Origin of the sequence: Sediminibacillus massiliensis, assembly GCF_900156915.1 — a bacterium.
Lineage (GTDB): Bacteria > Bacillota > Bacilli > Bacillales > Amphibacillaceae > Sediminibacillus_A > Sediminibacillus_A massiliensis.
This window is the reverse complement of sequence record NZ_LT732535.1, coordinates 449,874-471,983: the sequence shown is the minus strand read 5'-3', so window position 1 is coordinate 471,983 and position 22,110 is coordinate 449,874. Positions and strand designations below refer to the sequence as shown.

Sequence of the window (22,110 nt, the reverse complement as noted above, 5' to 3'; positions counted from 1 at the left end):
AGGTCAATTTTAGTCAAAAAGCCGGAAATAGTCAACTGTTTTCACTTCTATTCCCTACTTTATCTTTCTCACCTTTGTATTTTTTAAAACCTACATACGACAAAGTTGTAATAATAACTCCTCCGACTAAAACCACCATGATCAGCAAGGTAATGCTCTTCTTTATATTGTCTTCTTGTTTAAAATTCAGATCATGCAGTTGCCCGGTTACCGAAGCCAAATTCTCCTCTTCTGGATCAATAGCCAACTCCCCTGCTGAAACAGCAGAAGAAAGTGCTTCGAAATCAGACTGGGGAATGGAAAGCTCAAGAGCCGGTGCTATCACTTCCCAATACTCAGCTGCTTTGGCCATGTCTTCTGTTGTCAAATTTCCGTCTTCCTGTAAAGAGGCGATTTCGGAGCGAAGATCACTTGTCCATGAAGAAAGCAATGCCTTGTCATCGTCTTGCAGTGTATCCATTACTAGTAACAGCTTCAATGCTTGGGAGTATTTTTCTCTATTCTGCTTCTCCCGATTTTCTACAGTTAAAATAGTACTGTCTACCAACTCTTTCAATTTCTCACTCTTGTCCCATGGCGAATGCTCTTCTATGAACTTTTCCAATTCAGCACGATGTTCATCTAAAAGTCTGGAGGCATCTTCATGTCTGCCTTCCTGTACAAGCCGTGTGAATTGATGAACGGTAGAATATATATCGGAATGATGGGCGGCAACTTCCGTATTCGAAAACAGATTCCATATAAGTATTATGAGTGACATCAACAATAAAAGCCCTGTTTTTTTCATAGAAATCCCCTCTCCTTACTATTCACTCTCAATGTATGAAAAGAAGGACAGGTTTAGACCAAAACAGGACACACTCTTCACATATGACTAAGGGTATTTTTCCCTTTCTCCACGGTCATGATATAAGCGATAAAGATAGATAGAATACTTAGCCAAAAAGTGAAATATCCTATTCGATCCATGTGATCTAATAAGGATGAATATACAGGCATCATACCGAATACGTAATCGATTATATCATTATGCAATGTCCAGATTGCCGCCACTACGATATGCCGCATTCTGATTTTATAGAAAGGCGCATATAACAATCCTTGAACTGCCATCGCTCCATGGGAAGCCATCAACATATATCCCTGCCAGGCTAAATCACCAGTCACGGCTAAGACCAGCAAGTTCATCATTACAGCCCAAACACCATATTTAAACAAGGTTATCATGCCCAGAGCCTCTATATAAGGCACATTTTTGCCTTTAATGAAGAAAATCAAAAAAACTGCAAAGAACAGACTGGCGGTGGGGCTATCCGGGACAAACGGCAAAAAAATTGCCGGTGTTACAGCAAGCTGGGATCCATACCAGAAATAACCATAAATCGTCCCCAAAACATTGACAATAAGCAACAACCATAAAAAAGTCTTATTCGTTAATATGTATCGGTACATAAATTATTCCTTTCCTTTCATGAAATGCAGTACAGTACAAAACACGGCCGCCTTCTGCCCATGCTCCACTTCCATCAGATACAAAGCCCCCGCCTTCTGCCGGGCGGGGGCTTGAGTGGTATTATTCGTTATTTTCTTCGTTTACAGAGACGATAAATTCAGCCAATTGCTGAAGTTCTTCTTCAGAGCCGTTGAATTGCCCGGCAGGCATATCACCTATACCATTTACAGCAATGTCTTTGATAGTGTCTACATCATGCTCTATTCCGATTAAAGACGGTGCCGCTGCACTACCTTCGAGTGATTCGCCGTGACAATTGATACAGCTTTGCTCATAAACAGCATACCCAGGATCTTCCGTGTCGATTTCAACTTCTACAGGCAGTTCTGGAGTATTTTCTTCTGCTCTTGTTTCCCAATCAACATGTTCGGCAGCTTCATAAGTAAGCCAGAATACTGCAGCGATACTTATTAACATAAGGGATACTGAAATCGGTCTTTTCGATACCCTTCTGCCCGGTCGGTTATCAAGAAACGGTGCAAGCAAAAGTCCGCCAAATGCCAATCCAGGCATTACGACCGTTCCGAGCACCACCCAAGGCCCACTGGCAAACTCATATTTTAATAATTGATATAAAAATAAGAAATACCAGTCTGGCAGCGGTATGTAGCCAGCAGTGGTCGGATCGGCAAGCCCTTCAAGAGGGGCGGGATGGGCCACAGTCATACATAAAAATCCAACGAGAAAAACAGCTCCGACCAGCCATTCTTTCAAAAGGAAGTTAGGCCAGAATGCTTCTGTTCTTCCCGGATATTCAGAATAGTCTTTTGGTATATTAGGTTTCCGTTCGGCTGTTATACGTGAGTCGCCGACGAATTTCATCCCTTTACCCTTATGCACAGCTTTCCCTCCTTTTTGTAATCTTCATCATTTTATAGTGGTCCAGAAATCCCTTGTTTCCTGATCATGATAAAGTGGATTGCCATTAGTGCAAATAATGCAGCAGGCAAGAAGAAAACATGAACAGCAAAGAATCTGGTTAATGTTTGGGCTCCTACAATTTCAGGATCTCCCGATAAGAGAATTTTCGTAGCTTCTCCTATAAATGGAACACTTTCTGCGATTTCCAAGGTTACCTGTGTGGCGAAATACGCTTTGTTATCCCAAGGCAACAGGTATCCTGTCAATCCCAGCCCAAGCATAACAAAGAACAATAGAACTCCGACCATCCAGTTCAATTCTCTTGGTTTTTTGTAGGCACCCTGGAAAAAGACACGCAAGGTATGTAAGAATAACATTACAATAACTACACTGGCTCCCCAGTGATGCATTCCCCGGACAATTTGACCGTGTGCCACTTCAGTTTGCAAATAATAAACAGATCTCCAAGCGTTTTCAATATCCGGTACGTAATACATCGTCAAGAACATGCCTGACAAAATTTGAATGACTGTGACAAAAAACGTCAGTCCCCCGAAGCAGTAAACGAACGCAGAGAAATGATGTGCGGGGTTTACGTGTTCAGGCACCTCATGGTCAGCGATATCCCGCCACAATGGCGTAATATCCATCCGCTCATCAACCCAGTCATATAATCTCTGAAGCATCTATTACGCCTCCCCTCTCGGTTTAGTAGGTCCAAGCAATAAAGAACCATTTTCAATCTTGTACTCATAATAGTCCAAGCCCTCTGAAGGCGGAGTACCAGGTACGTTTTCTCCACTTTTGTAATAACGCCCTTCATGGCAAGGACAGAAAAATTCGTCTGGATACTCTTCCGACCCAGCCCAAGTAACCATACAGCCAAGGTGTTTACAAATTGGCGACAACGCAACAATATCGCCATTTTCATCTTTATACACCCACGCAGTTTTCGTTACAGTAGATTCATACCAGGCATCAACCTGGTCAATTTCCCAATCGACTCGCTGCGGTTCTTCGGTAATGTCGTCCACATTGGCAACAGATTTGAAATCACCTGAAGTCTGTGCAGTCAATACCGGATCAATCGCGAACCGAACCATTGGCGCAAGCATACCGGCAGCCATAAACCCCCCAACACCTGTAAGTGTATAGTTTAGAAATTGACGACGGGATACTTGTTGTTTCTTTTCACTCATGGTTTACCCCCCTCTATGCTAAAATCCGACATACATGGTAAATATAAGTTTACTAGGACATTACCATGATAGCGCAAACTGTTTGTCCGGTCAATAAATTATCAGCCTTACAATACAAGTTTCCGGACTACCAGTAAGATTTGATCAATTCGGTAATCTGGGCTATTTGTTCCTTTATGATGTTTTGTGTCTCGGCAGCATGCATATCGCCGGATTGTATTGCTGGAAGCCAAAGTAGATTTCCTTCCAAATTCCGTTCGTGTTTTTTCCAGTGATGGTCGAATGTAAAAAAGAAAACATGCTGAAACGGCTTGTCCATCGCCTTCGAAACCCATTCGTTCAATCTGGCAGTTTCTTTTTCCAAATCAGCAGAAGAAAGATAATTATATGTAGGAAACAAAAAAATCCTTCCTTTATACAGCTTCTCCATTTGATTGACAAAAATGCTCATCGACTCGGATTGAATCGAACTTTTTTCCATTGAACTGTTGTCCTCAAGGGATATTGGGAGAAGCGGCAGAAGCAGGGTGTCCACATATTCTTCAGCCGAAAAATACAGGTCCAAGTCACTTTTCGTCCAACGCATAGCTTTCACTTCCTTTCTTATTCTATCTCGCTTATCTAAAATTATCATAAAAGAAGACAAATTTCACTTAGCTAAGCAAAATTTGTCTTCCATAATTCCCGTTTAAGCCATTTATTTAGAGTTGACATGGTGGGCATACTGTTCCTCAAGTTTTTTCAGGCTAATGGATAGTCTTTGGAATTCTTCTTTGTCTCTATTATCCAAGGCATAGTCTATTTTTTTCTGTATTTTTTCTTTTTGCGTTTCAAAAATAGAGCTCTCCAGTAAATCCTTTGCGGCGATTTGGTCCTTTTCGGTTATGAAGTAATCATCCGGCAAGAACGGATTGTCTTCCAATACAGCCACATACGATGCACATTGGTGTGAATTTTTAAAATTGAGCTGAATATACACAGGTTCTTTCCGGTTCAACCGAATATCGTGAAAAGATTTCTCGGCATCTGTTGTTACAATATGGTTCTTATAAAAGCGGAACGGCGCCTCTTCAGAACAATAAGAAGAGATGACGATACCACGGGGGCAGTAACGGGCTTCCCTGATAAAATGGACCTTTTCCAACAGCTTTTCATGATTGATCAAATAGTTAAGTATCCATACGCTTTCTCTTCTTTTCAATTGATAATTTCTTAAAAACCAACGAATAAATTCTTTTTTATCTTTTATAGAAATGGGTGTATTCAAATTGGTGCTCCCTCCTTTTTGAAAGAGAGTTAAAATTCCTCACTTTGGGATAATCGGATTAGATATTCTTCCACTTCATAATCAGCAGGGTCCAACAATAAATACTTGGAAAACACTTCTTTTGCTGTTTCTGTCCTCCCCTCTTCCACTAGAAAATACCCGTATTCTTTAAGAAAATCTGAGTCTTCTTTAAAATTATTATATGCTTCCTGGTACTGAATTAATGCCTCATCATATGATTCTGTCTCTCGATAAGCTTTGGCAAGTTCCCATTTATAGCTTGCATCTTCTTCCCCATTCTCCAGAAGAGTCGATAACAACTCTGCGACAGATTCATAGTCCTCGTTGTCCTTGTAATTTTCCACCAAGAAAAGGACCGCTTCTTTAAAGCCCGGGTCTAAAGATACCGCTTCTCTTACAAGTCTGTAGCTTTCTCCTTGATCTCCCAGCCTGTGTGCCAATACTCCGGCAAGGTGATACAGCTCCTTATTGAATTCATCGGTATTCAGGCCTTTTTTTGCAGTGTCGTAAGCTTCCTGCACCATTCCTTCCGACTCATACGACTGTGCAAGGAACAAATAAACCGATTGGTAATATGGATCGTTTCTTACAAGTTGTTCCCACACCTTGATAGCGATATCCAGGCGTCCGGCTCTATAAGCCGTAAATCCGTATTTAAAGAGGTTATCCGGATTTTCACTTTCCGATTCCTGATAGTACTCAATGGCTTTTTCAAACTCTCCTGTGGCAGCATAGGCTTCCGCCAGCCTGATCCCCACTTCTATATCTCCTATCACCCGTTGGTTGTCATAAACTTTTTCATAATATGGGATAGATTTTTGATACTCTCCCGTAGAGAAAGCCAGTTCACCCAGCGCAAAGTCAATAACGGGTTCCAGTGGATCGATATTTTTCGCTTCTAGTAGTTTTTGTTCGGAAACTTCGAATAACCCTTGGGCCTGATATAGATCCGCTAATTGAATCAAGGCCTCTAAGTATTCCTCATCTTCTGGTGTGAATCTGTTGAGCACATCGATGGCCTCTTCGTCTTCGTTTAAATCGATGTGTATCTCGGCAAGCATCAATTTCAGTTCCGGCTCCGCTGGATATTGTTGGGAAAGAACATTCAATATATGCTTGGCCTCTTCCAGCATTCCCCATTGCATATACAATTCCGCAATTGTGTACTTTTCTTCTTCGTTTGCTGAAGGAAGATAACTCTCCAGTGCCTGAATTGCTTCTTCCGTTTTATTTTGCTCCATCAATTTGATCGCTTGATGTATTTCCTCCATCTGGAACACCCTTTCTTTCTACAACACAGTCATCAATTCCTGCGATTATCTGCTCTATTCACAAAAAATGTCTCGGTATTGAGACTTTTTGATAATATCCTCTTCCTATCTCCGGTTCTACTTGCTGGTTGGCCATTACCACTTTTCCTCCAGCAACTGTAACAACCGGACTAGCTTTATGATATCGGAATTTTTCGGGTTCATCAATGGATGGGAATTTATCAATCGGAAATAAATTATAGTCTGCACTGCCTTGAGGTAATAATTCGCCTTTATATGGGGAAATTCCTGTTATCCTCAGCAATTTTTTCGGCAAAGGGAGATGAGATATTTCTTCATAGGAAGAGGAAATGAGAAACGAATCGACGACATGTTTCCAAGCGTGTAAGACATGTTTGTCCGGAGCCTGATTGTTTTCCATGGTGAAAAAAAGATGGATCCCCGACAAGCTTTGTGCTTGTTGAATCCACTCCCATTTCACTTTCCACAATTCTTTCTCAGTAGCAAGCTCAACAATGATAAAAGGAAGTCTCTTCCTTCCGAAAAAGCGTATCTGTTCAGTCTTTAAATATGGGAGAGGTATTCGGGGAACGATCATATAATCGATAGGAAGATATGCAAGTTTTTCTTTGAATTGATAAAACTTCCTTTTGAAGTGCTGGCTGCTGTATACAGGCAGCTGACAGAGTAATAATGTACAACCACGATCAATATAACTTTTGACCGTTTCCTTCGAATTGGCTTGAAAGTAAACCGGTTCTTCCATATCAACATAAACTTTTCCGGGTCCGATCCAGAAGCCATCCACCACCATTTCTACCGGGTTCACTTTATGTGATCTTACAAATCTTCCATCTTCCACATGTATACATTTTGACTGCCAATTCTCTTCTTCGTAAATAAGATCGCTGTAAAAACAGTAAACCTCCATACTTGTACTCCTCCTTATGGATTTGTACAAGGTATGAAGGTGTCAGCCATACTATGATAATGTGGAAGAAATTTTAGCCAGATCATCGAAAAATTCCGGATAGGATATATTGATGCATTCCGGATTCGTCAACTGGACTTCACCCTTGGCGATAAGAGAAGCAATCGCAATCATCATCCCGATGCGGTGGTCGCCGTATGAGTCTGCTTTGGCACCCGAAAGTTCAGTTTTACCGTTGATGATCATTCCATCTTCCGTACCAGAGATATCTGCCCCGAAAGTTTTCAACGTTTCCACTACTGCTGCGATCCTATCTGTTTCCTTGTATCTTAACTCTTCGGCATCTCTTATGATGGTTTCGCCTTCTGCCTGTGTAGCCAGTAGTGCCACTACCGGCAATTCATCGATAAGCCGCGGGATGATATCTCCTTCAATTACAGTCCCTTTCAACGGAGCATAAGACACGGTAATATCTCCGATAGGTTCTCCGCCAATTGGATCTTTTACTTTGACCTGGATGGAAGCACCCATTTTTTTCAATACATCCAATATACCGGTCCTTGTCTGGTTCAAACCTACATTCTCAAGCGTGACATGACTCTTTTCGACTATCGCCGCAGCTACCAGAAAAAATGATGCAGAGGAAATATCTCCTGGAACCTGGACATTAGCTCCTCTTAATGATTGCTTGCCATCAATGGAAATGCGGTCCTCCTCAACCGAAACCATCCCCCCGAATGCTTGAAGCATCCGTTCTGTATGATCCCGGGTTATCGCCGATTCCTTTACTTCTGTTTTTCCATCAGCGAGCAGACCGGCTAATAACACTCCGGATTTTACTTGGGCGCTTTTTACAGGGCTTTGGAATTGAATGTTTCGCAAATTGCCCCCCCTTATGGAAATCGGCAGGTATTTTCCTTCTTCCCGTCCATCAATATTTGCACCCATTTTCCTGAGCGGTACGGTTATGCGATCCATCGGTCTGTTTGACAACGACTCATCACCATGTAATACACAATGGAAAGGCAGACCGGCAAGAACTCCCATTATAAGTCTTGCGGTGGTTCCTGAATTGCCTAGATAGATCGGTCTTTCAGGCTCTTTCAATCCGCTTACTCCATTGCCATGGATTATTATTGATTGTTCGTCCTTCTCAATTTTGACCCCCAAAGCTTCAAAGGCATCGATGGTTCTCATACAGTCTTCGCCGTCTAAAAAACCGGTTATTTCTGTTTTCCCTTCTGCCAGCGAGCCAAATATCACGGCCCGGTGAGAAATGGACTTGTCTCCAGGAACTGAAATCTTCCCGTGCAAAGATGATTCAACTTTTTTCAGCGTCTTAGTCATATTTTATAATTCCCCTTAGTCCTGAATCATGGTTTCATACCCTTTATCACCCAGTGTCTGCTCTGCTTCCATTTGATAAATCTTATCCTGGAAACTCAATCTCAAGACACCGGTTATTCCTTCTCTGATTTCAAGTATTTCAATATTATTAATACTTATATTCCTACCCGCCAAAAGCTCAACCACTCGGAGCAGTGCTCCTGGCTGGTCTCTGATATCCACGAACAAATCATAAAATGACGGGATTGCACCTTTTTGTTTGTGGCCAAGCCCATCTCGATATTCCTTTGCTTGTTGCAAGTAATCATACATGGAATGTTTGTTGCCGGTTTCTAGCAGCAGCTTTAACGACTCCATTTCCGAAATCCAATCCTGAAGCAATTGTGTCATGCTATGCCGGTTTTGAAAAAAGATATCCTGCCACATTTCCGGATTGCTCGAAGCGATCCTGGTTATATCCCGAAAACCCCCCGCTGCAAGTTTAGGGATATAAGAATGTGTTTCCTGCCAATTCTTTGCCTGGTGTACAAGGGATGAAGCGATTAAATGAGGAAAATGAGAAATGACACTCGTCATTTCGTCATGCTCTTTCGGCTTAAGCTTCATAAATTTACTCTTTGTCTGTGCAAGTAATTCTTTCAGTTTCTCAAGTTTCCCTTCAGTACAGTCTTCGAATGGGGTCAAAACATAGATGGCATTTTCGAATAAATGGGATTTCGCAGCCTGGATTCCCTTTTTATGAGATCCCGCCATTGGATGGCCTCCGATAAACGTAACCGCCGGATCCTTCAACAGTTGCGCCGCTTTCATAACCGGACCTTTAACCGATGAAGCATCGGTAATAATCACTTCTTTCTTCCATTCCAACTCCGATAGTCGGCCGATTAGCTCGATAGTCTTGGAAACAGGGGCTGCCAGGAGGATGATATCTGCATCTTCGGCAGCTTCTTCGAAATTTCCACATGCCTCATCAATTATTTCGTTCATCAAGCTGTATTCGAGCGTTTTGCCGTTTATATCGTAACCAACTATTTTATACCTGCCTGTCTGCTTGATACTCAGTGCGAGCGAGCCTCCGATCAGTCCCAGTCCCGCTACCAATACTGTTTCCTTCACTACTGGATCCCCTCTTCAACGGAGACAAGAAATGCTGCAATGTGCTCTTCGAGGTGTGTCATATCCTCTTTGCTTCCAATGGTGACTCTAATTCCATTCGGGTGTCCAAGAGCTTCACCGGACCTTACAATAAATCCCTTACTAAGGAGAAATTCATATATTTGATCTCCCTTAACCGGAAGTTTGATAAACAAGAAATTAGCTTCAGAATCATAGTACGTCAAATTGTTTTTCTCGCAAAAATTCATTAACTGCCGTTTGTTTTCCTTGTTTTCTTGAACAGAAGCAGTCAGGAAATCCTGATCTTGCAACGCCGTAAGAGCTGCTTTTTGTGCTACTGTGGTGGTATTGAAAGGCCCTCTGGTAACATTCAGCAATCTTGCCACTTCCTCATCGGCTACTCCATAACCAACCCGAAGTGCCGCTAATCCATAGGCCTTTGAGAAAGTTCTCAATGTCATAAGATTCGGGTAGTCTTTTATCGAACCGACGATATCTGGGGCATCACCGGCTTCAACATACTCATAATACGCTTCATCCATTACAACCAACACATGACTCGGGCACTGTTCCATCACATTATCAAAGCTCTCTTTGTCGATTAACGTACCTGTGGGATTGTTCGGCGAGCAAAGCCACAGTATTCGTGTGTTTTCATCAATTTTTGAAAGCATACCATCTAGATCATGGTAACCGTCTATTAAAGGAACTTCTCTGACTTCTGCTCCCTCAATCAAAGCATTATGTTTGTATTGAGGAAATGTCGGAGCAGCCATGACAGTATTCTTTCCTGCATCTAAATATGTACGGCAAATGATTTCCACTACTTCGTCAGATCCACAACCAAACACAATCTGATCCCCGTTCACTTGATGTTTATCGGCGAGTGCCTTCCTCAACTCTGTAGAATATCCATCAGGATATACTTCCAGGTTTTTTATAAGATCGTTGGCTGATATTTTGATCTGGTCTGAGAAGCCGAACGGATTTTCATTTGATGCCAACTTGACAATCCGCTCCAACCCGTACTCTTCTTTGACCTCTTTTATTTGTTTGCCCGGTTTATAAGGACTCATCCCTTTTAATACTTCTTTTCCTTCCATTCTAAAAAGCTCCTCTCTACTTCAGCAAGTCTGGTCTCAGCTGTTTTGCCTTATGATGGTATACATGGTTGATTTGTTCCTGTGTCTTGTCGGTATTGACCGTCATCATTACTCGAATACATTGCTTTAGACTGCCGCGGACCTCTATTTCCTGCATACACATGACTGGAACGTACGTCCATCCCTCAAGTTTTCTCAAAGCCTTAGCCGGAAAAACTGCATCCAAGTCAGTAGTCATGGATACCAAAACCGTTGCTATATCATCAGGCATAATGCCATTCGCATCTGCCATTTCTTCGATCAGCTTTTTGGTATTCTCGATTATTTGTTGTCCTTCATTTTCTTCTACTGTTGTGGCTCCCCTTACTCCCCTGATCATTTACTCACCAACCTTCTTTTTATAACTCAGCATTTTGATTAAAAAAGCGTATTAATAGCTTTTCAAGATCATTGTCCGCTATTTTTTCTACAGATGGTTTTCCAATCCCTTTCAACAATACCATTTGAACTGTTTTATCCCTGGCTTTTTTGTCTTTTTTCATTCTATGGATGATAGAAGGAATATCAATATCTTTAAATTGGAGTGGGTAGCGATTGTATTCCAGCCATTTTAAAAGCCTGTCATAAGGCAATTCAATAGCATAGACATGTTCACTAACCCTGATGGCGAATAACATTCCGACTGCTACTGCTTCGCCATGAGTGATTTTGCCATAGCCTAACTCCGCCTCCAATGCATGGCCGAGAGTATGTCCGAAATTCAAAAATTGACGTATGCCCGTTTCTTTCTCGTCTTGTTGGACAATTTCCGCCTTTACCGCAATTCCTTTGCGAATATGGTCCATCAGCATAGTATCGGAGAGTTTAAAAACACTCGCATTGTCCACCACATCCAAAAAGTAAATTTCGTCACTGATCAACCCGTGTTTCACGATTTCCGCATAACCTGAACGAATTTCACTTTCCGGCAATGTATACAATGTTTCGACATCATATATCACGCCGCTCGGCGGGTAAAAACTGCCGATCATATTCTTTCCCTCCGGGTGATTTATGGCTACTTTGCCACCGACACTGCTGTCATGCGCCAAAATGGTTGTCGGAACCTGCACATAGTCAATCCCTCTCATGTACGTAGCGGCCACAAAACCGGCCAAATCCCCGACAACTCCGCCTCCAAGTGCTATGATAAGCGAATGGCGGTCCAAATTGGCTTCCAGACAATCCGTAATCAAATCAAAATAGACATCCTTGCTTTTAGATTGTTCTCCTGCAGGTATGACAGTGGTGAAGATTTCACTTCCTCCGGAAAGTGATTCAATAATATCCTCCAGATATAACTCTGCAACAGAACTGTCTGTGATGATCATTATTTGTTGGTAGTTTTTCTCTAACAAAGCTGCCAAATTATGTCTTATTTTTGTTCCCACATGAACACTATATTGACCAGAACTGGATTGGATAGTTAATGAATCCATTAAAAACACCTTAATTCTTCACGGTACTGATCAATGGATTCTTTCAATTTAGGGAATTGGTCATGAGGGAACTGTTCCAACAACCCTTTTGCAAGTTCAAATGCCACAACATGTTCCATAACGACAGCTGCTGCAGGAACTGCACAAGAATCAGATCGTTCAATGCTTGCGCTGAATGGCTCTTTCGACTCGATATCGACACTTTGCAACGGCTTGTAAAGAGTAGGAATTGGTTTCATGACTCCTTTCACAACGATCGGCATCCCGGTCGTCATGCCACCTTCAAATCCACCTAAGCGATTCGTTTTCCGATAGTAACCGACATTCTTCTCCCAAGCAATCTCGTCGTGGACCTGGCTGCCGTTCATCCGTGCGGCCTCGAAGCCTATTCCGAATTCCACCCCTTTAAAGGCATTGATGCTCGCAACTGCCCCCGCGATTCTTCCGTCAAGCTTCCGGTCATAATGAACATAGGAACCTACTCCGGCAGGCATACCTTCTATATACACTTCCACTACACCGCCGATTGAGTCCCCATCCTTTTTAGCCTGGTCAATCGCATCCATCATTTTTTGTCCCGCTTCTTCATCAAGGCTGCGGACAGGTGAATCCTCAGAGATTTGCCTTTTCTGATCGATCGACAGATCTGTTTTGTCTTCTGCTTGAATGCCTGCTATCTCTTTCACATAACTTACAACATCGATGCCGAGCTGCTTTAGTAATGTTTTTGCAACTGCCCCGGCAGCTACTCTTGCAGCCGTTTCCCTGGCAGAGGACCTTTCCAAAATATTTCTTATATCCCTGTGGCCATATTTCATCGCCCCGTTCAGATCTGCATGCCCGGGTCTCGGGCGGGTCACAGTCCTCCTGATATTCTGCCCTTCAGGATAAGGATCTTCTCCCATAATGTCTTCCCAATGTTTAAAGTCATCATTATGTATAACCATAGCTATCGGCGAGCCCAAGGTGTAACCATGTCTTACACCCCCTGCTATTTCAACGAGGTCCTTTTCAATTTGCATTCTTTTTCCGCGGCCGTGTCCTTTCTGCCTGCGGAGCAATGACTCATTTATATCTTCCTTTGTAAGAGGCATTAAAGCCGGAAGCCCTTCTACGATAGTTGTAAGTTGTTTGCCGTGTGATTCACCGGCAGTAAGATAGCGCATGATTATACCTCCATATACTTTTAATTTTTGTACTACTATATCATACCTTCTTTCCCATGTGTGCATATAAATCATAGTAAACGCTTACAAGACTAAATTTTTTAATAATAGTGGCCCGATTTGCCGATCAAGACCATAACCAGGTTATTGTCATTTTTAAAGACACCACCGCTCCCTTCATAATCTTGATTCATCAGATTGATATCCATTACTTTCATGGTTCTCATTCTGGGATACCTTAATCAACCTGCTCCACTATCTTGAAAAGACTGGATTATGTAGCATTTGCTAGATAAATAACAATTTGTGAAAAAAGAAAAACAACCCCCGCTTTGGAAGGTTGTTTCCTGTATATTTGGATAAAAATTATCTTAAACACTTTTTTAAAGCCAGGCACTGGCCGTTTTCTCATAATCCAATAGTTGTCCTTCTTCGAAAAATAAAGAAATTTCCCGTTGGGCACTTTTTTCAGAATCAGAGCCATGAATGACATTTTTTCCGACAGTCACCCCGTAATCGCCTCTGATTGTACCTGGTAAAGCTTCTTGAGGATTTGTCTTGCCCATCATTTGCCTTGCGACCGCAATCACATTCTCCCCTTCCCAGACCATCGCAAACACTGGCCCTGAAGTGATAAATGCGACCAACTCCTCGTAAAAAGGTTTTCCCTTGTGCTCACCGTAATGCTGTTCGGCCAATTCTTCTGTTATCTGCATCAATTTGGCGCCGACCAGTTTATATCCTTTTTTCTCAAAGCGTGCCATGATTTCCCCCGCCAAGTTTCTTTGTACCCCATCTGGTTTGATCATCAAGAAAGTCTTCTCCATCGAATACACCTCTCCAACAAGATTATGTATGAAAGCGCTAACCTAATAAATTCTATCAAATATTCAATGAATTGGCAATTTGTTTAAGATTTTCTTTTGCCTATATATTTTGCTATATCTTTCAAAGTCTGCTTCGCCTTAATATCAGGCAATTCTTCCAAAGACTTATAGGCCTTGTCGAGGTACATATCACTCAAAGCGTACGATCTTTCGATGACATCCGAATTTTTGATCATATCGATGAATGGACGGATATCTTCATGGCTAATATCCTCCGGAACCGCAAAAAGTCTGTTCAGTTCTTCCTTGAAGTCCGGGTTTTCCATTGCATAGAATACCGGCAACGTCAAATTACCCTGCATCAAGTCACTTCCTGCTGGTTTTCCCAACTGTTTCTCTGTGGAAGTAAAATCAAGAATGTCGTCAATGATTTGGTAGGACATTCCGATATAGTAACCATATCTGTTCAGCGCTTTTTCATAATGGGCGGGCACATCAGACGCAATTGCCCCGAGACTGCAGCTGGAAGAAATCAAAAGAGCTGTTTTTCTTTTTATCCGTCTCAGATAATTTCTGACATTTTGTTCCAAATGATATTTATCCCTGATTTGTTCCATTTCACCAATACAGAGTTCCACCATCGTTTCAGAAAGAATCCGATGTGCCTTTGGTTTTTCCAGGGCAGATAAATACTCAAGTGATCGTGCGAATATGTAATCTCCTGTGTACATAGCAATCCGATTGTCCCATCTAGCCTTGACGGTCGGTTCACCTCTTCGCAGCTGGGCTTCATCGATCACATCGTCATGAACAAGGGAAGCCATATGTATTAATTCCAAAGATACTGCGACTTTTTCCACACGCGTAATCTGGTAATCTCCAAATTTGGCGGCAAGCAAAACAAAAACAGGACGAAGTCTTTTTCCTCCTGCTTGCAATAACTGACTGGAAGCCTCCCTTAATACAGGATGCTTGGAGCGGATTGTTTTATTCAAGGCTTTTTCAATATGATCAAGATCTTGTTTTAAATAGGAATAGATCATTGCTAATTTCATGTCTTTCACCTTTTTAACTAATTTTTTATGATGGTTTTGTTCCCATATGCATGGCTGCAACGCCTCCAGTATAAGCCTTTACATTAACTTGGCTGAGACCGGCTTCCTTGAACATTTCTTTCAATTCTTCTTTGCCGGGAAAATCTTTGGCAGATTCATGAAGCCAGGCATACTCTTGATAGCTTTTTGCGAACAGCTTTCCGAAAAGAGGCATTATATGACCGAAGTATATATAGTATAGCTGTCGAAACACAGGTGCAGTCGGCTGGGAAGTTTCTAAACATACCACTTTTCCGCCGGGCTTGACTACTCTTCTCATTTCCCTCAGGACTTGGGCATAATCAGGTACATTGCGCAATCCAAAACCGATTGTTATATAATCAAAGCTGTTATCCTCGAAAGGCAGTTCCATGGCATTACCTTGAATAAAGTCCAAATGGGAGATGTGATTTGTCTCTTTCTTCTTACGTGCAACCGAGAGCATGTTATTACTGAAGTCCAGTCCGACTACCTTTCCTGTCGGTCCGACGGCATCGGCCAGCGAAAAAGACCAGTCGCCAGTTCCGCAGCAAACATCCAAGGCAGTATCACCGCTCTTAACATTCATCCTTTTCATGACATCTTTTCTCCACGCTTTGTGTCTCTGAAAAGAAATCACCGAATTCATAAAATCATAACGATTGTATATTTTTTCAAAAACATTATGAACCCGTTGTTCTTTGGTTTGTTGTGACATTCAATTAACCCTCTTCCAATACTGTTGTATTATTTCCAATGCTGTCGATAATGGCGTGGACATGCAATCGAAGTGATTGAAAATGACCTGGCAGCTGTGAAATGGTCTCTTCAGCACGGCGTGTACTGTTCTGGATGAATTGTTCAACTGTAGTTACGACGTGATTATAGTCAATTCGATGTGCCGGCCCTTTTGTAAGCAGCTCGAATATCAATGAGCTTTCTTTATTGAGAAAACTGCTTTTCTCCCGCATCAATTTCCTGGTGAGCAGCCAGTTGCCAGTAAACTCATTGATGGAATCCCGTTGGAAAAATTCAGCGATTCTCCTTATGAGCAGGGATTCTATTTGCATGACGGAGTTCATGAATTCAGAGACAGACTCGTACTCCTTATAATATACAGTCATCTTCAATTCATTGATTTCTTTAATCGCTGAGGCGAGCATATGAATCATCGGAATATCATCCAGGCGGGAAAGCAGATAATAGTACAACCCGCTGTAGTAATCTCCGGCCAGGACAGTCAATTGCCTTTGTTTTTTATTCCGGCCGGTTTCCCCGTGCTCTTCCCTTCTTGAAACAAGATCATGGGTATCCAATGCAATTTGGACAAGCATTGCAGTAATTATATAATGCTTTTTCTTGCTGTCGGAATTCGGAGTGTTATTTATGATGGAGGATAAGATGAACAGTTTATCGTCATCAATAACGGGCTTTTGTATATACTTTTCCAAGTAAGAATGCTCAATCTGCGTCTCAATCGCTTCTTTTATTTCATTAAGCGTTAAATTTGATGATGTCTTCAAAGTAACCACCCAAGCCCTTTCGTAACATTATGTCAGGTTTCATTCTATTATAACACAATTAAAATAGGTAATCCCGGCCAAAGTCTTACCTATTGTGAATCACGAACTCACTCGTCATTAAGGTTGGATATTTCCCCATGGCTCGACTGAATGATGGCATTCCCACGGATTTTCACTGCCGAGGTATGTTCTGTAAATTGCGCAATCATCATTTCGTTTTTGTCTAGTTTTTCTGAATGGTGAAACCTGGTATCCGTCCCTCTTGTCAATCCGATTACCTGGACACCGTCTTCCAGCGCCTTGATTATAAAGAAATCATTGCTGTCTTTATATGTTGACATCCTCCTGCCTCCTAATCAATATTTACACGTTCAAATTCACCTTTTGACCAGTCTTTGAAATGAACTATCTATGTACATACGATAAACCTAACATAACAAAAATGCAAAAATAAAAAGGGTGCAAAATGTGCACCCTTTGCCCGTTATGTAAATTATTTTACATTGTCTTTCAGGGCTTTACCTGGTTTGAAGGCTGGAACCTTGCTTGCAGGAATTTCGATTTCATCACCTGTTTGAGGGTTGCGCCCTTTACGTGCAGCACGCTCACGCACTTCGAAGTTTCCAAAACCGATTAATTGAACCTTGTCTCCAGCTTTAAGTGAATCCATGATAGATTCGAAAACTGCATCCACAGCTTTAGTAGCATCTTTCTTGGAAAGTTCGCTTCTTTCTGCAACTGTGTTGATTAGATCTGTTTTGTTCATGACATTCACCTCCTCCCGATATATATCCTACGATTTCGAACAAATGACCGTACATCCATTTGTTCACCATTTTTCAGCATTTTATACTAGTTGCCACCGATTTAAAAGATGACATGGCTTATATTAAACGACTTTTAGCGGAAATTCAACAAAAATCGGCTAGATTGCTAAAAATTTGTAGTATTTCCCAGATTTTCATCAGCCAGGCCACAATTGGATATTATCACAGTTAAATACTGTCATCAAGCGGGTTCTATCCAATTATTCTCTTTTCATTCACGAAAATCCTGTGTTTGGAAGGATGGAATTTTGGCCATAACAAAAAGCGGCCTGTAATTAGCCGCTAAAGGATTATTGCTATTAAACCACCAGATCCTTCATTGATGATTCTTTCAAGTGTTTCTTTCAACTTATATCTGGCGTTTTCCGGCATCAGGGATAGTTTGGCTTGAATTCCTTCCCTGACAATCGAACTTAATGACCGGCCGAAGATATCCGATTCCCATATTGACAAAGGATCTTCTTCAAAATCTTGCATCAAATACCTGACAAGCTCTTCACTCTGTTTCTCCGTTCCAATGATTGGAGCGAATTCCGATTCCACATCTACTTTTATCATATGAATGGATGGTGCAACTGCTTTGAGCCTGACTCCAAACCTGGATCCCTGCCGGATAATTTCCGGTTCATCCAATACCATATCATGAAGAGTAGGAGCTGCAACCCCGTATCCGGTTTGTTTGACCATTTGTAACGCTTCGGCCACCTGGTCATATTCTCGTTTGGCATTAGCAAAATCCTGCATCAATTGGAGTAGATGGTCCTTTCCTCTGATTTCTTCGCCGACTATCTCTTTTAATACTTGGTCATAAAGATAGTCTGGTGCCTGAAGATCAATTTCAGCTACCCCTTCGCCCATTTCCATCCCGGCCAGTTTTGCATCTGCGATATAGTCATAACCTTCAAAGTTGCCGACAACCCTGTCTACATCGCGCAACCGTTTGATGTCCTTCACTGTATCCTGAATGGCTGATTGATAACTTTCCCTCAGCCAGTGGTCTTCGTTCAAAACCATTACCCAGCTTGGTAAATTTACGTTCACTTCTAATACCGGGAATTCAAACAGGGCTTCACGAAGCACATTGTAAACATCGTGTTCGGCCATACTTTCCACACTCATCGCCAGTACGGGAATATCATATTTTTCGGACAGTTCTTCCCTGAGCAATTCGGTTTCTTTCGTATAAGGCTGAACTGAGTTTACAACCATGATAAAAGGTTTGCCGACTTCTTTCAGTTCCTCAACAACTCTAGCTTCTGATTCTATATAATCCTCTCTGGGGATTTCTCCAATCGTCCCATCTGTTGTGACAACTACTCCTATGGTGGAATGTTCCTGAATTACCTTCCGAGTTCCTATTTCTGCAGCATCATGAAAAGGAATCGGTTCCTCGTACCATGGTGTATTAATCATTCTTGGCCCATTTTCGTCTTCGAAGCCTTTTGCACCTTTCACAGTGTAACCGACACAGTCAACGACCCTGACGTTCACATCAAGTCCTTCATCCACTTGAATGGAAACAGCCTGGTTTGGCACGAATTTAGGCTCGGTCGTCATGATGGTTTTCCCAGCCGCGCTTTGAGGCAGTTCATCCTGGGCTCTTGCTCTCTCTCCTTCATCTTGAATGTTAGGCAATACAACAAGCTCCATGAACTTTTTGATGAATGTCGATTTACCTGTACGGACCGCTCCCACTACCCCTAGATAAATATCTCCGTTGGTCCGTTTTGAGATATCTTTAAAAATATCCACTCTTTCCAAATGATCCCCTCCCGGTCTACTTCGCCATAGAACTGTTACGAATCTTTGACATTAAGAGTCTATGACGTTGTCCTACCCAAATATGACTTGTTTCATTGAAAAGTTTTAAGATATAGCTGTAAAGGAATAAATATCGATAATAATTTCAGGTAAACTCAAGGGCAGCTTATTTATTTACAAAAAGACCCTTGCCTCATTATATGAAGCAAGGGCATATCTATTCTTCAATCTTTAAGGAGTTTTCAAATCAGGAGCGAAGACAGGCTCGTCGCTTCCACTTTCAATCGTATAAGGAAGGGAATAGGCAGGTGCAAAGGGGGTCGTTTCCGCCAGAAGATAACGGATATCGTCACCGGCTTCATAATCGTGTTCCTCATTCTTGATGGCTTTGTACAGTTCTGCCCTGTAGTCCACATAAATGTCCCCATTAGTATCCATGACGAGTGAGAGGTTGTCCTGTGAATAGGGACTCGGGATTGTCGGCGGATTCTCCAAGCCGATCTTTGAATAGTTGACTTTATATATTCCGTCGGCAACTTCTTCACCGAACGGAGGATAGAGATGCTCGTCCCTGTATTGATTAATATATCTTTCGACCGTATTGATTTCCTGTGTCATTCTTAAATCGATTACTTTAACACGGGGGTCCTCTTCCGGAGTAATGAGAATATATTGATAGACTCCCCCATTCTCAAAAGCTGTTCCAGGAATTTCGGAAATCAAATTTTGTTCTTTCAATTTAGTGAAATCAATTAAATATTTCTGGAAGACAGGGGTTTCGTTCGGTTTTGTCTTTATCGGCACCAATCCTTGATTATTCTCTCTGTATTGGTCAACAGCTGATTGAATCGTTTGCAACTGAACTTCGTTGGGCACCTCATTTTTTGTCAATTGCTCATTGGGATACAAGCAGCCGCTTAGTAATACTGTCATAAAAACCAGCAAAACGATATGAATCCGCTTCATCATTCAAACCTCCTAAAACATTCATCTATGCGGTCGGACCGCTGAAAACAATGTAAAAAATAATCAAACTGCCAAAAATAAGACAAATATATGCCACAACAGCGATTATAAATGCAAATATTCCTTTTAGCTTGTATCTGCTCAAAAGGATTAGCCCTATTGATACCATCAAGGCAATGATACCGGCAAAAGAAATATACATGTTTAACATCGATTCTGACAATTTTCTTCACCTCTTTATATCATCTCGCTTACTGTTTCCTCAAGACAAGCCGTTTTTATGTATTTGTTCGACACTTCCAGTATTATATCACAATTATTTGCACGTTCGATATCCCAAACGGATGACAACAAAAAGACCGAGATAGAGGGGGCAGTCTCTATCCCGGTATGACTAAATAATTACCCATACAGCTTTAAAATGAATGCTTGTGCGATTTATTTTATGCGAACCTTATCTTCTTTGTATCCTCATATGCCCAGTTACCGCTACTTTTTGAAAAGGTTTCCCAGTGTGCTCATGTCTGTAGGCATGTTGTTGCTGGTTATCGCTTTAACTATTTTGTCCTCTTTCTCTTTGGAAATAGGTTTATCAGCCATTCTGGCCAGCTGTCTCACAAGCCTCCTGACTGTTTTTTCATCCGAGAAATCAGCATTTTTAACGGAATCAGCCACTTTGAAGATATCATCAGGTTTTACACTCGATTTTTTCTGAATCTGGTCGAACAAATTCTTTTGAAAGTCGCTCACGTCCACTCCTCCTTGCCTTTATCTTCACAACATTATATGCAAAGAGGGTTAGACTGTGTTAGTTTGAAAATCGATTGCTCAAGATTAACGACAAATCATCCATTTCCTGTCTTCTATCACGGTTCATCAGCTGATCGACGACATCTTTCGGTTTAGCTTCTTCAAATAAAATCCTGTAGAGCCCGTCCGTTATTGGCATGTCAATCCCTTGCTTATCCGCCAATTGATGGGCAGCCCTAGTAGTCCGAACTCCTTCGACGACCATTCCCATTTGGTCTAATACATCCGGCAGCTTATAATTTTGACCAAGCAAGTTCCCTGCTCTCCAGTTCCGGCTGTGCACACTTGTACACGTCACAATTAAATCCCCGACACCGGTCAATCCTAAAAATGTCAGTGGATTTGCCCCCATCGAGCTGCCCAGCCGGGCGATTTCGGCAAGCCCTCTGGTAATGAGTGCCGCTTTGGCATTATCTCCATAGCCGAGACCATCTGATATACCTGCCCCAAGAGCAATAATGTTCTTCAATGCTCCGCCAAGTTCGACACCGATCATATCTGGGCTTGTATACACTCTCAAGTTGCTGTTTATGAATAAATCCTGTACTTTCTGAGCCTCTTCAATATTCTCGGACGAGGCGGTAAGTGTAGTCGGCTGTCTTTGGCTTACTTCTTCCGCATGACTTGGCCCTGATAGAACGACTACATTATTATAAAAGCGGTTGGACAATTCCTCATCGATAATTTCGGAAACCCTTTTGAAAGAGTCGGGCTCGATGCCCTTAGTACCATGCGCCAGGGTAACCGGATGTTCAAGTACTTCAGCCAACTGCCGGCAAACCCCTCTCACAGCCTTTGTAGGCACAACAAATAAAATGGTTGAGACATCCTCCGTCGCTTTTTTCAAATCATGATAGGCTGTAATCTTCTCTGAAATAGAAACTCCAGGTAGATACTTTTCATTGGCATGCGTCTGGTTAATCAATTCTGCATGTTCCCGGTTGTGCGTCCATAACCTCACCTCGTGCGAGTTATCTGCAAGGACCATTGCAAGCGCTGTTCCCCAGCTTCCAGCTCCCAATACTGCTATCTTACTCACAGAACTCCTCC

At 42.0% G+C, this 22,110-nt stretch carries 26 protein-coding genes; all 26 read right to left on the bottom strand.

The window, feature by feature from the left end; all coding sequences use genetic code 11:
• Positions 1–31: 31 nt before the first annotated feature.
• The 26 genes from CZ434_RS03095 to CZ434_RS02970 all read right to left on the bottom strand — a co-directional run bounded on the left by CZ434_RS03095 (position 32) and on the right by CZ434_RS02970 (position 22,099).
• Entirely contained in the window at positions 32–787 is a 756-nt protein-coding gene (locus CZ434_RS03095) for a sporulation protein YpjB (RefSeq protein ID WP_077621748.1), read from the bottom strand.
• 77 nt (positions 788–864) lie between these two features.
• Entirely contained in the window at positions 865–1,452 is a 588-nt protein-coding gene (lhaT, locus tag CZ434_RS03090) for a lipoprotein heptaprenylglyceryl N-acetyltransferase LhaT (RefSeq protein ID WP_077621747.1), read from the bottom strand.
• Positions 1,453–1,573: 121 nt separating this feature from the next.
• Entirely contained in the window at positions 1,574–2,353 is a 780-nt protein-coding gene (locus CZ434_RS03085; RefSeq protein ID WP_077621746.1) for a menaquinol-cytochrome c reductase cytochrome b/c subunit, read from the bottom strand.
• Positions 2,354–2,385: 32 nt separating this feature from the next.
• Positions 2,386–3,060, bottom strand: a complete 675-nt coding sequence (gene qcrB, locus CZ434_RS03080; RefSeq protein ID WP_077621745.1) for a menaquinol-cytochrome c reductase cytochrome b subunit — start codon at positions 3,058–3,060, stop codon at positions 2,386–2,388.
• A gap of 3 nt (positions 3,061–3,063) precedes the next feature.
• On the bottom strand, positions 3,064–3,573 hold the full coding sequence (locus tag CZ434_RS03075; RefSeq protein ID WP_077621744.1) for a QcrA and Rieske domain-containing protein: 510 nt from the start codon (positions 3,571–3,573) through the stop codon (positions 3,064–3,066).
• Positions 3,574–3,700: 127 nt separating this feature from the next.
• Positions 3,701–4,159 (bottom strand): DUF2487 family protein, encoded by a 459-nt coding sequence (locus CZ434_RS03070; RefSeq protein ID WP_077621743.1) that lies wholly within the window; start codon positions 4,157–4,159, stop codon positions 3,701–3,703.
• Positions 4,160–4,270: 111 nt separating this feature from the next.
• A complete protein-coding gene (locus CZ434_RS03065) occupies positions 4,271–4,840 on the bottom strand; it encodes a ReoY family proteolytic degradation factor (protein ID WP_077621742.1) in 570 nt (189 codons plus the stop codon).
• A 29-nt stretch (positions 4,841–4,869) separates the two neighbouring features.
• Entirely contained in the window at positions 4,870–6,132 is a 1,263-nt protein-coding gene (locus tag CZ434_RS03060) for a tetratricopeptide repeat protein (RefSeq protein WP_077621741.1), read from the bottom strand.
• 58 nt (positions 6,133–6,190) lie between these two features.
• Positions 6,191–7,063, bottom strand: coding sequence for a hypothetical protein (locus tag CZ434_RS03055; protein WP_077621740.1), 873 nt, complete (start codon positions 7,061–7,063; stop codon positions 6,191–6,193).
• 51 nt (positions 7,064–7,114) lie between these two features.
• Complete coding sequence (gene aroA, locus CZ434_RS03050) at positions 7,115–8,410, bottom strand: 3-phosphoshikimate 1-carboxyvinyltransferase (protein ID WP_077621739.1); 1,296 nt, start codon at positions 8,408–8,410, stop codon at positions 7,115–7,117.
• A gap of 15 nt (positions 8,411–8,425) precedes the next feature.
• On the bottom strand, positions 8,426–9,526 hold the full coding sequence (locus CZ434_RS03045; protein WP_077621738.1) for a prephenate dehydrogenase: 1,101 nt from the start codon (positions 9,524–9,526) through the stop codon (positions 8,426–8,428).
• On the bottom strand, positions 9,526–10,629 hold the full coding sequence (hisC, locus tag CZ434_RS03040; RefSeq protein ID WP_077621737.1) for a histidinol-phosphate transaminase: 1,104 nt from the start codon (positions 10,627–10,629) through the stop codon (positions 9,526–9,528). Before hisC ends, CZ434_RS03045 begins: the two co-directional genes overlap by 1 nt.
• Positions 10,630–10,645: 16 nt before the next feature.
• Positions 10,646–11,008 (bottom strand): chorismate mutase, encoded by a 363-nt coding sequence (gene aroH / locus CZ434_RS03035; RefSeq protein WP_077621736.1) that lies wholly within the window; start codon positions 11,006–11,008, stop codon positions 10,646–10,648.
• 19 nt (positions 11,009–11,027) lie between these two features.
• The gene (gene aroB, locus CZ434_RS03030) at positions 11,028–12,107 is read right to left on the bottom strand and encodes a 3-dehydroquinate synthase (protein WP_077621735.1); all 1,080 of its coding nucleotides are present in this window, start codon (positions 12,105–12,107) and stop codon (positions 11,028–11,030) included.
• Positions 12,107–13,273 carry a chorismate synthase gene (aroC, locus tag CZ434_RS03025; protein WP_077621734.1) on the bottom strand — a complete coding sequence of 389 codons (1,167 nt, stop codon included), beginning with the start codon at positions 13,271–13,273 and terminating at the stop codon, positions 12,107–12,109. The genes aroB and aroC overlap by 1 nt, the downstream gene beginning before the upstream one ends.
• Positions 13,274–13,656: 383 nt before the next feature.
• The gene (gene ndk, locus CZ434_RS03020; RefSeq protein ID WP_077621733.1) at positions 13,657–14,100 is read right to left on the bottom strand and encodes a nucleoside-diphosphate kinase; all 444 of its coding nucleotides are present in this window, start codon (positions 14,098–14,100) and stop codon (positions 13,657–13,659) included.
• 83 nt (positions 14,101–14,183) lie between these two features.
• Positions 14,184–15,155, bottom strand: a complete 972-nt coding sequence (gene hepT / locus CZ434_RS03015; RefSeq protein WP_077621732.1) for a heptaprenyl diphosphate synthase component II — start codon at positions 15,153–15,155, stop codon at positions 14,184–14,186.
• 25 nt (positions 15,156–15,180) lie between these two features.
• Positions 15,181–15,891 carry a demethylmenaquinone methyltransferase gene (gene menG, locus CZ434_RS03010; protein ID WP_077621731.1) on the bottom strand — a complete coding sequence of 237 codons (711 nt, stop codon included), beginning with the start codon at positions 15,889–15,891 and terminating at the stop codon, positions 15,181–15,183.
• A 4-nt stretch (positions 15,892–15,895) separates the two neighbouring features.
• On the bottom strand, positions 15,896–16,705 hold the full coding sequence (locus CZ434_RS03005) for a heptaprenyl diphosphate synthase component 1 (protein ID WP_077621730.1): 810 nt from the start codon (positions 16,703–16,705) through the stop codon (positions 15,896–15,898).
• Positions 16,706–16,803: 98 nt separating this feature from the next.
• Positions 16,804–17,037 (bottom strand): trp RNA-binding attenuation protein MtrB, encoded by a 234-nt coding sequence (gene mtrB / locus CZ434_RS03000; RefSeq protein WP_077621729.1) that lies wholly within the window; start codon positions 17,035–17,037, stop codon positions 16,804–16,806.
• A 152-nt stretch (positions 17,038–17,189) separates the two neighbouring features.
• A complete protein-coding gene (locus CZ434_RS02995) occupies positions 17,190–17,462 on the bottom strand; it encodes an HU family DNA-binding protein (protein WP_077621728.1) in 273 nt (90 codons plus the stop codon).
• A gap of 343 nt (positions 17,463–17,805) precedes the next feature.
• The gene (gene spoIVA, locus CZ434_RS02990; RefSeq protein ID WP_077621727.1) at positions 17,806–19,284 is read right to left on the bottom strand and encodes a stage IV sporulation protein A; all 1,479 of its coding nucleotides are present in this window, start codon (positions 19,282–19,284) and stop codon (positions 17,806–17,808) included.
• Positions 19,285–19,515: 231 nt separating this feature from the next.
• Positions 19,516–20,250 carry a YajG family lipoprotein gene (locus CZ434_RS02985; protein WP_077621726.1) on the bottom strand — a complete coding sequence of 245 codons (735 nt, stop codon included), beginning with the start codon at positions 20,248–20,250 and terminating at the stop codon, positions 19,516–19,518.
• 25 nt (positions 20,251–20,275) lie between these two features.
• Entirely contained in the window at positions 20,276–20,473 is a 198-nt protein-coding gene (locus tag CZ434_RS02980; protein ID WP_077621725.1) for a DUF2768 domain-containing protein, read from the bottom strand.
• Between the two features lie 266 nt (positions 20,474–20,739).
• Positions 20,740–21,000 (bottom strand): stage VI sporulation protein F, encoded by a 261-nt coding sequence (locus CZ434_RS02975; protein ID WP_077621724.1) that lies wholly within the window; start codon positions 20,998–21,000, stop codon positions 20,740–20,742.
• Between the two features lie 58 nt (positions 21,001–21,058).
• The gene (locus tag CZ434_RS02970; RefSeq protein ID WP_077621723.1) at positions 21,059–22,099 is read right to left on the bottom strand and encodes an NAD(P)H-dependent glycerol-3-phosphate dehydrogenase; all 1,041 of its coding nucleotides are present in this window, start codon (positions 22,097–22,099) and stop codon (positions 21,059–21,061) included.
• Between the last annotated feature and the right edge of the window lie 11 nt (positions 22,100–22,110).

Coding starts and splice junctions, on each gene's coding strand:
- CZ434_RS03095 (WP_077621748.1), bottom strand. CDS start 787: ATGAAAAAAACAGGGCTTTTATTGTTGATGTCACTCATAATACTTATA.
- lhaT (WP_077621747.1), bottom strand. CDS start 1,452: ATGTACCGATACATATTAACGAATAAGACTTTTTTATGGTTGTTGCTT.
- qcrB (WP_077621745.1), bottom strand. CDS start 3,060: ATGCTTCAGAGATTATATGACTGGGTTGATGAGCGGATGGATATTACG.
- CZ434_RS03075 (WP_077621744.1), bottom strand. CDS start 3,573: ATGAGTGAAAAGAAACAACAAGTATCCCGTCGTCAATTTCTAAACTAT.
- CZ434_RS03070 (WP_077621743.1), bottom strand. CDS start 4,159: ATGCGTTGGACGAAAAGTGACTTGGACCTGTATTTTTCGGCTGAAGAA.
- CZ434_RS03060 (WP_077621741.1), bottom strand. CDS start 6,132: ATGGAGGAAATACATCAAGCGATCAAATTGATGGAGCAAAATAAAACG.
- CZ434_RS03055 (WP_077621740.1), bottom strand. CDS start 7,063: ATGGAGGTTTACTGTTTTTACAGCGATCTTATTTACGAAGAAGAGAAT.
- aroA (WP_077621739.1), bottom strand. CDS start 8,410: ATGACTAAGACGCTGAAAAAAGTTGAATCATCTTTGCACGGGAAGATT.
- hisC (WP_077621737.1), bottom strand. CDS start 10,629: ATGGAAGGAAAAGAAGTATTAAAAGGGATGAGTCCTTATAAACCGGGC.
- aroH (WP_077621736.1), bottom strand. CDS start 11,008: ATGATCAGGGGAGTAAGGGGAGCCACAACAGTAGAAGAAAATGAAGGA.
- aroB (WP_077621735.1), bottom strand. CDS start 12,107: ATGGATTCATTAACTATCCAATCCAGTTCTGGTCAATATAGTGTTCAT.
- aroC (WP_077621734.1), bottom strand. CDS start 13,273: ATGCGCTATCTTACTGCCGGTGAATCACACGGCAAACAACTTACAACT.
- ndk (WP_077621733.1), bottom strand. CDS start 14,100: ATGGAGAAGACTTTCTTGATGATCAAACCAGATGGGGTACAAAGAAAC.
- hepT (WP_077621732.1), bottom strand. CDS start 15,155: ATGAAATTAGCAATGATCTATTCCTATTTAAAACAAGATCTTGATCAT.
- menG (WP_077621731.1), bottom strand. CDS start 15,891: ATGTCACAACAAACCAAAGAACAACGGGTTCATAATGTTTTTGAAAAA.
- mtrB (WP_077621729.1), bottom strand. CDS start 17,037: ATGTCAACATATAAAGACAGCAATGATTTCTTTATAATCAAGGCGCTG.
- CZ434_RS02995 (WP_077621728.1), bottom strand. CDS start 17,462: ATGAACAAAACAGATCTAATCAACACAGTTGCAGAAAGAAGCGAACTT.
- CZ434_RS02985 (WP_077621726.1), bottom strand. CDS start 20,250: ATGAAGCGGATTCATATCGTTTTGCTGGTTTTTATGACAGTATTACTA.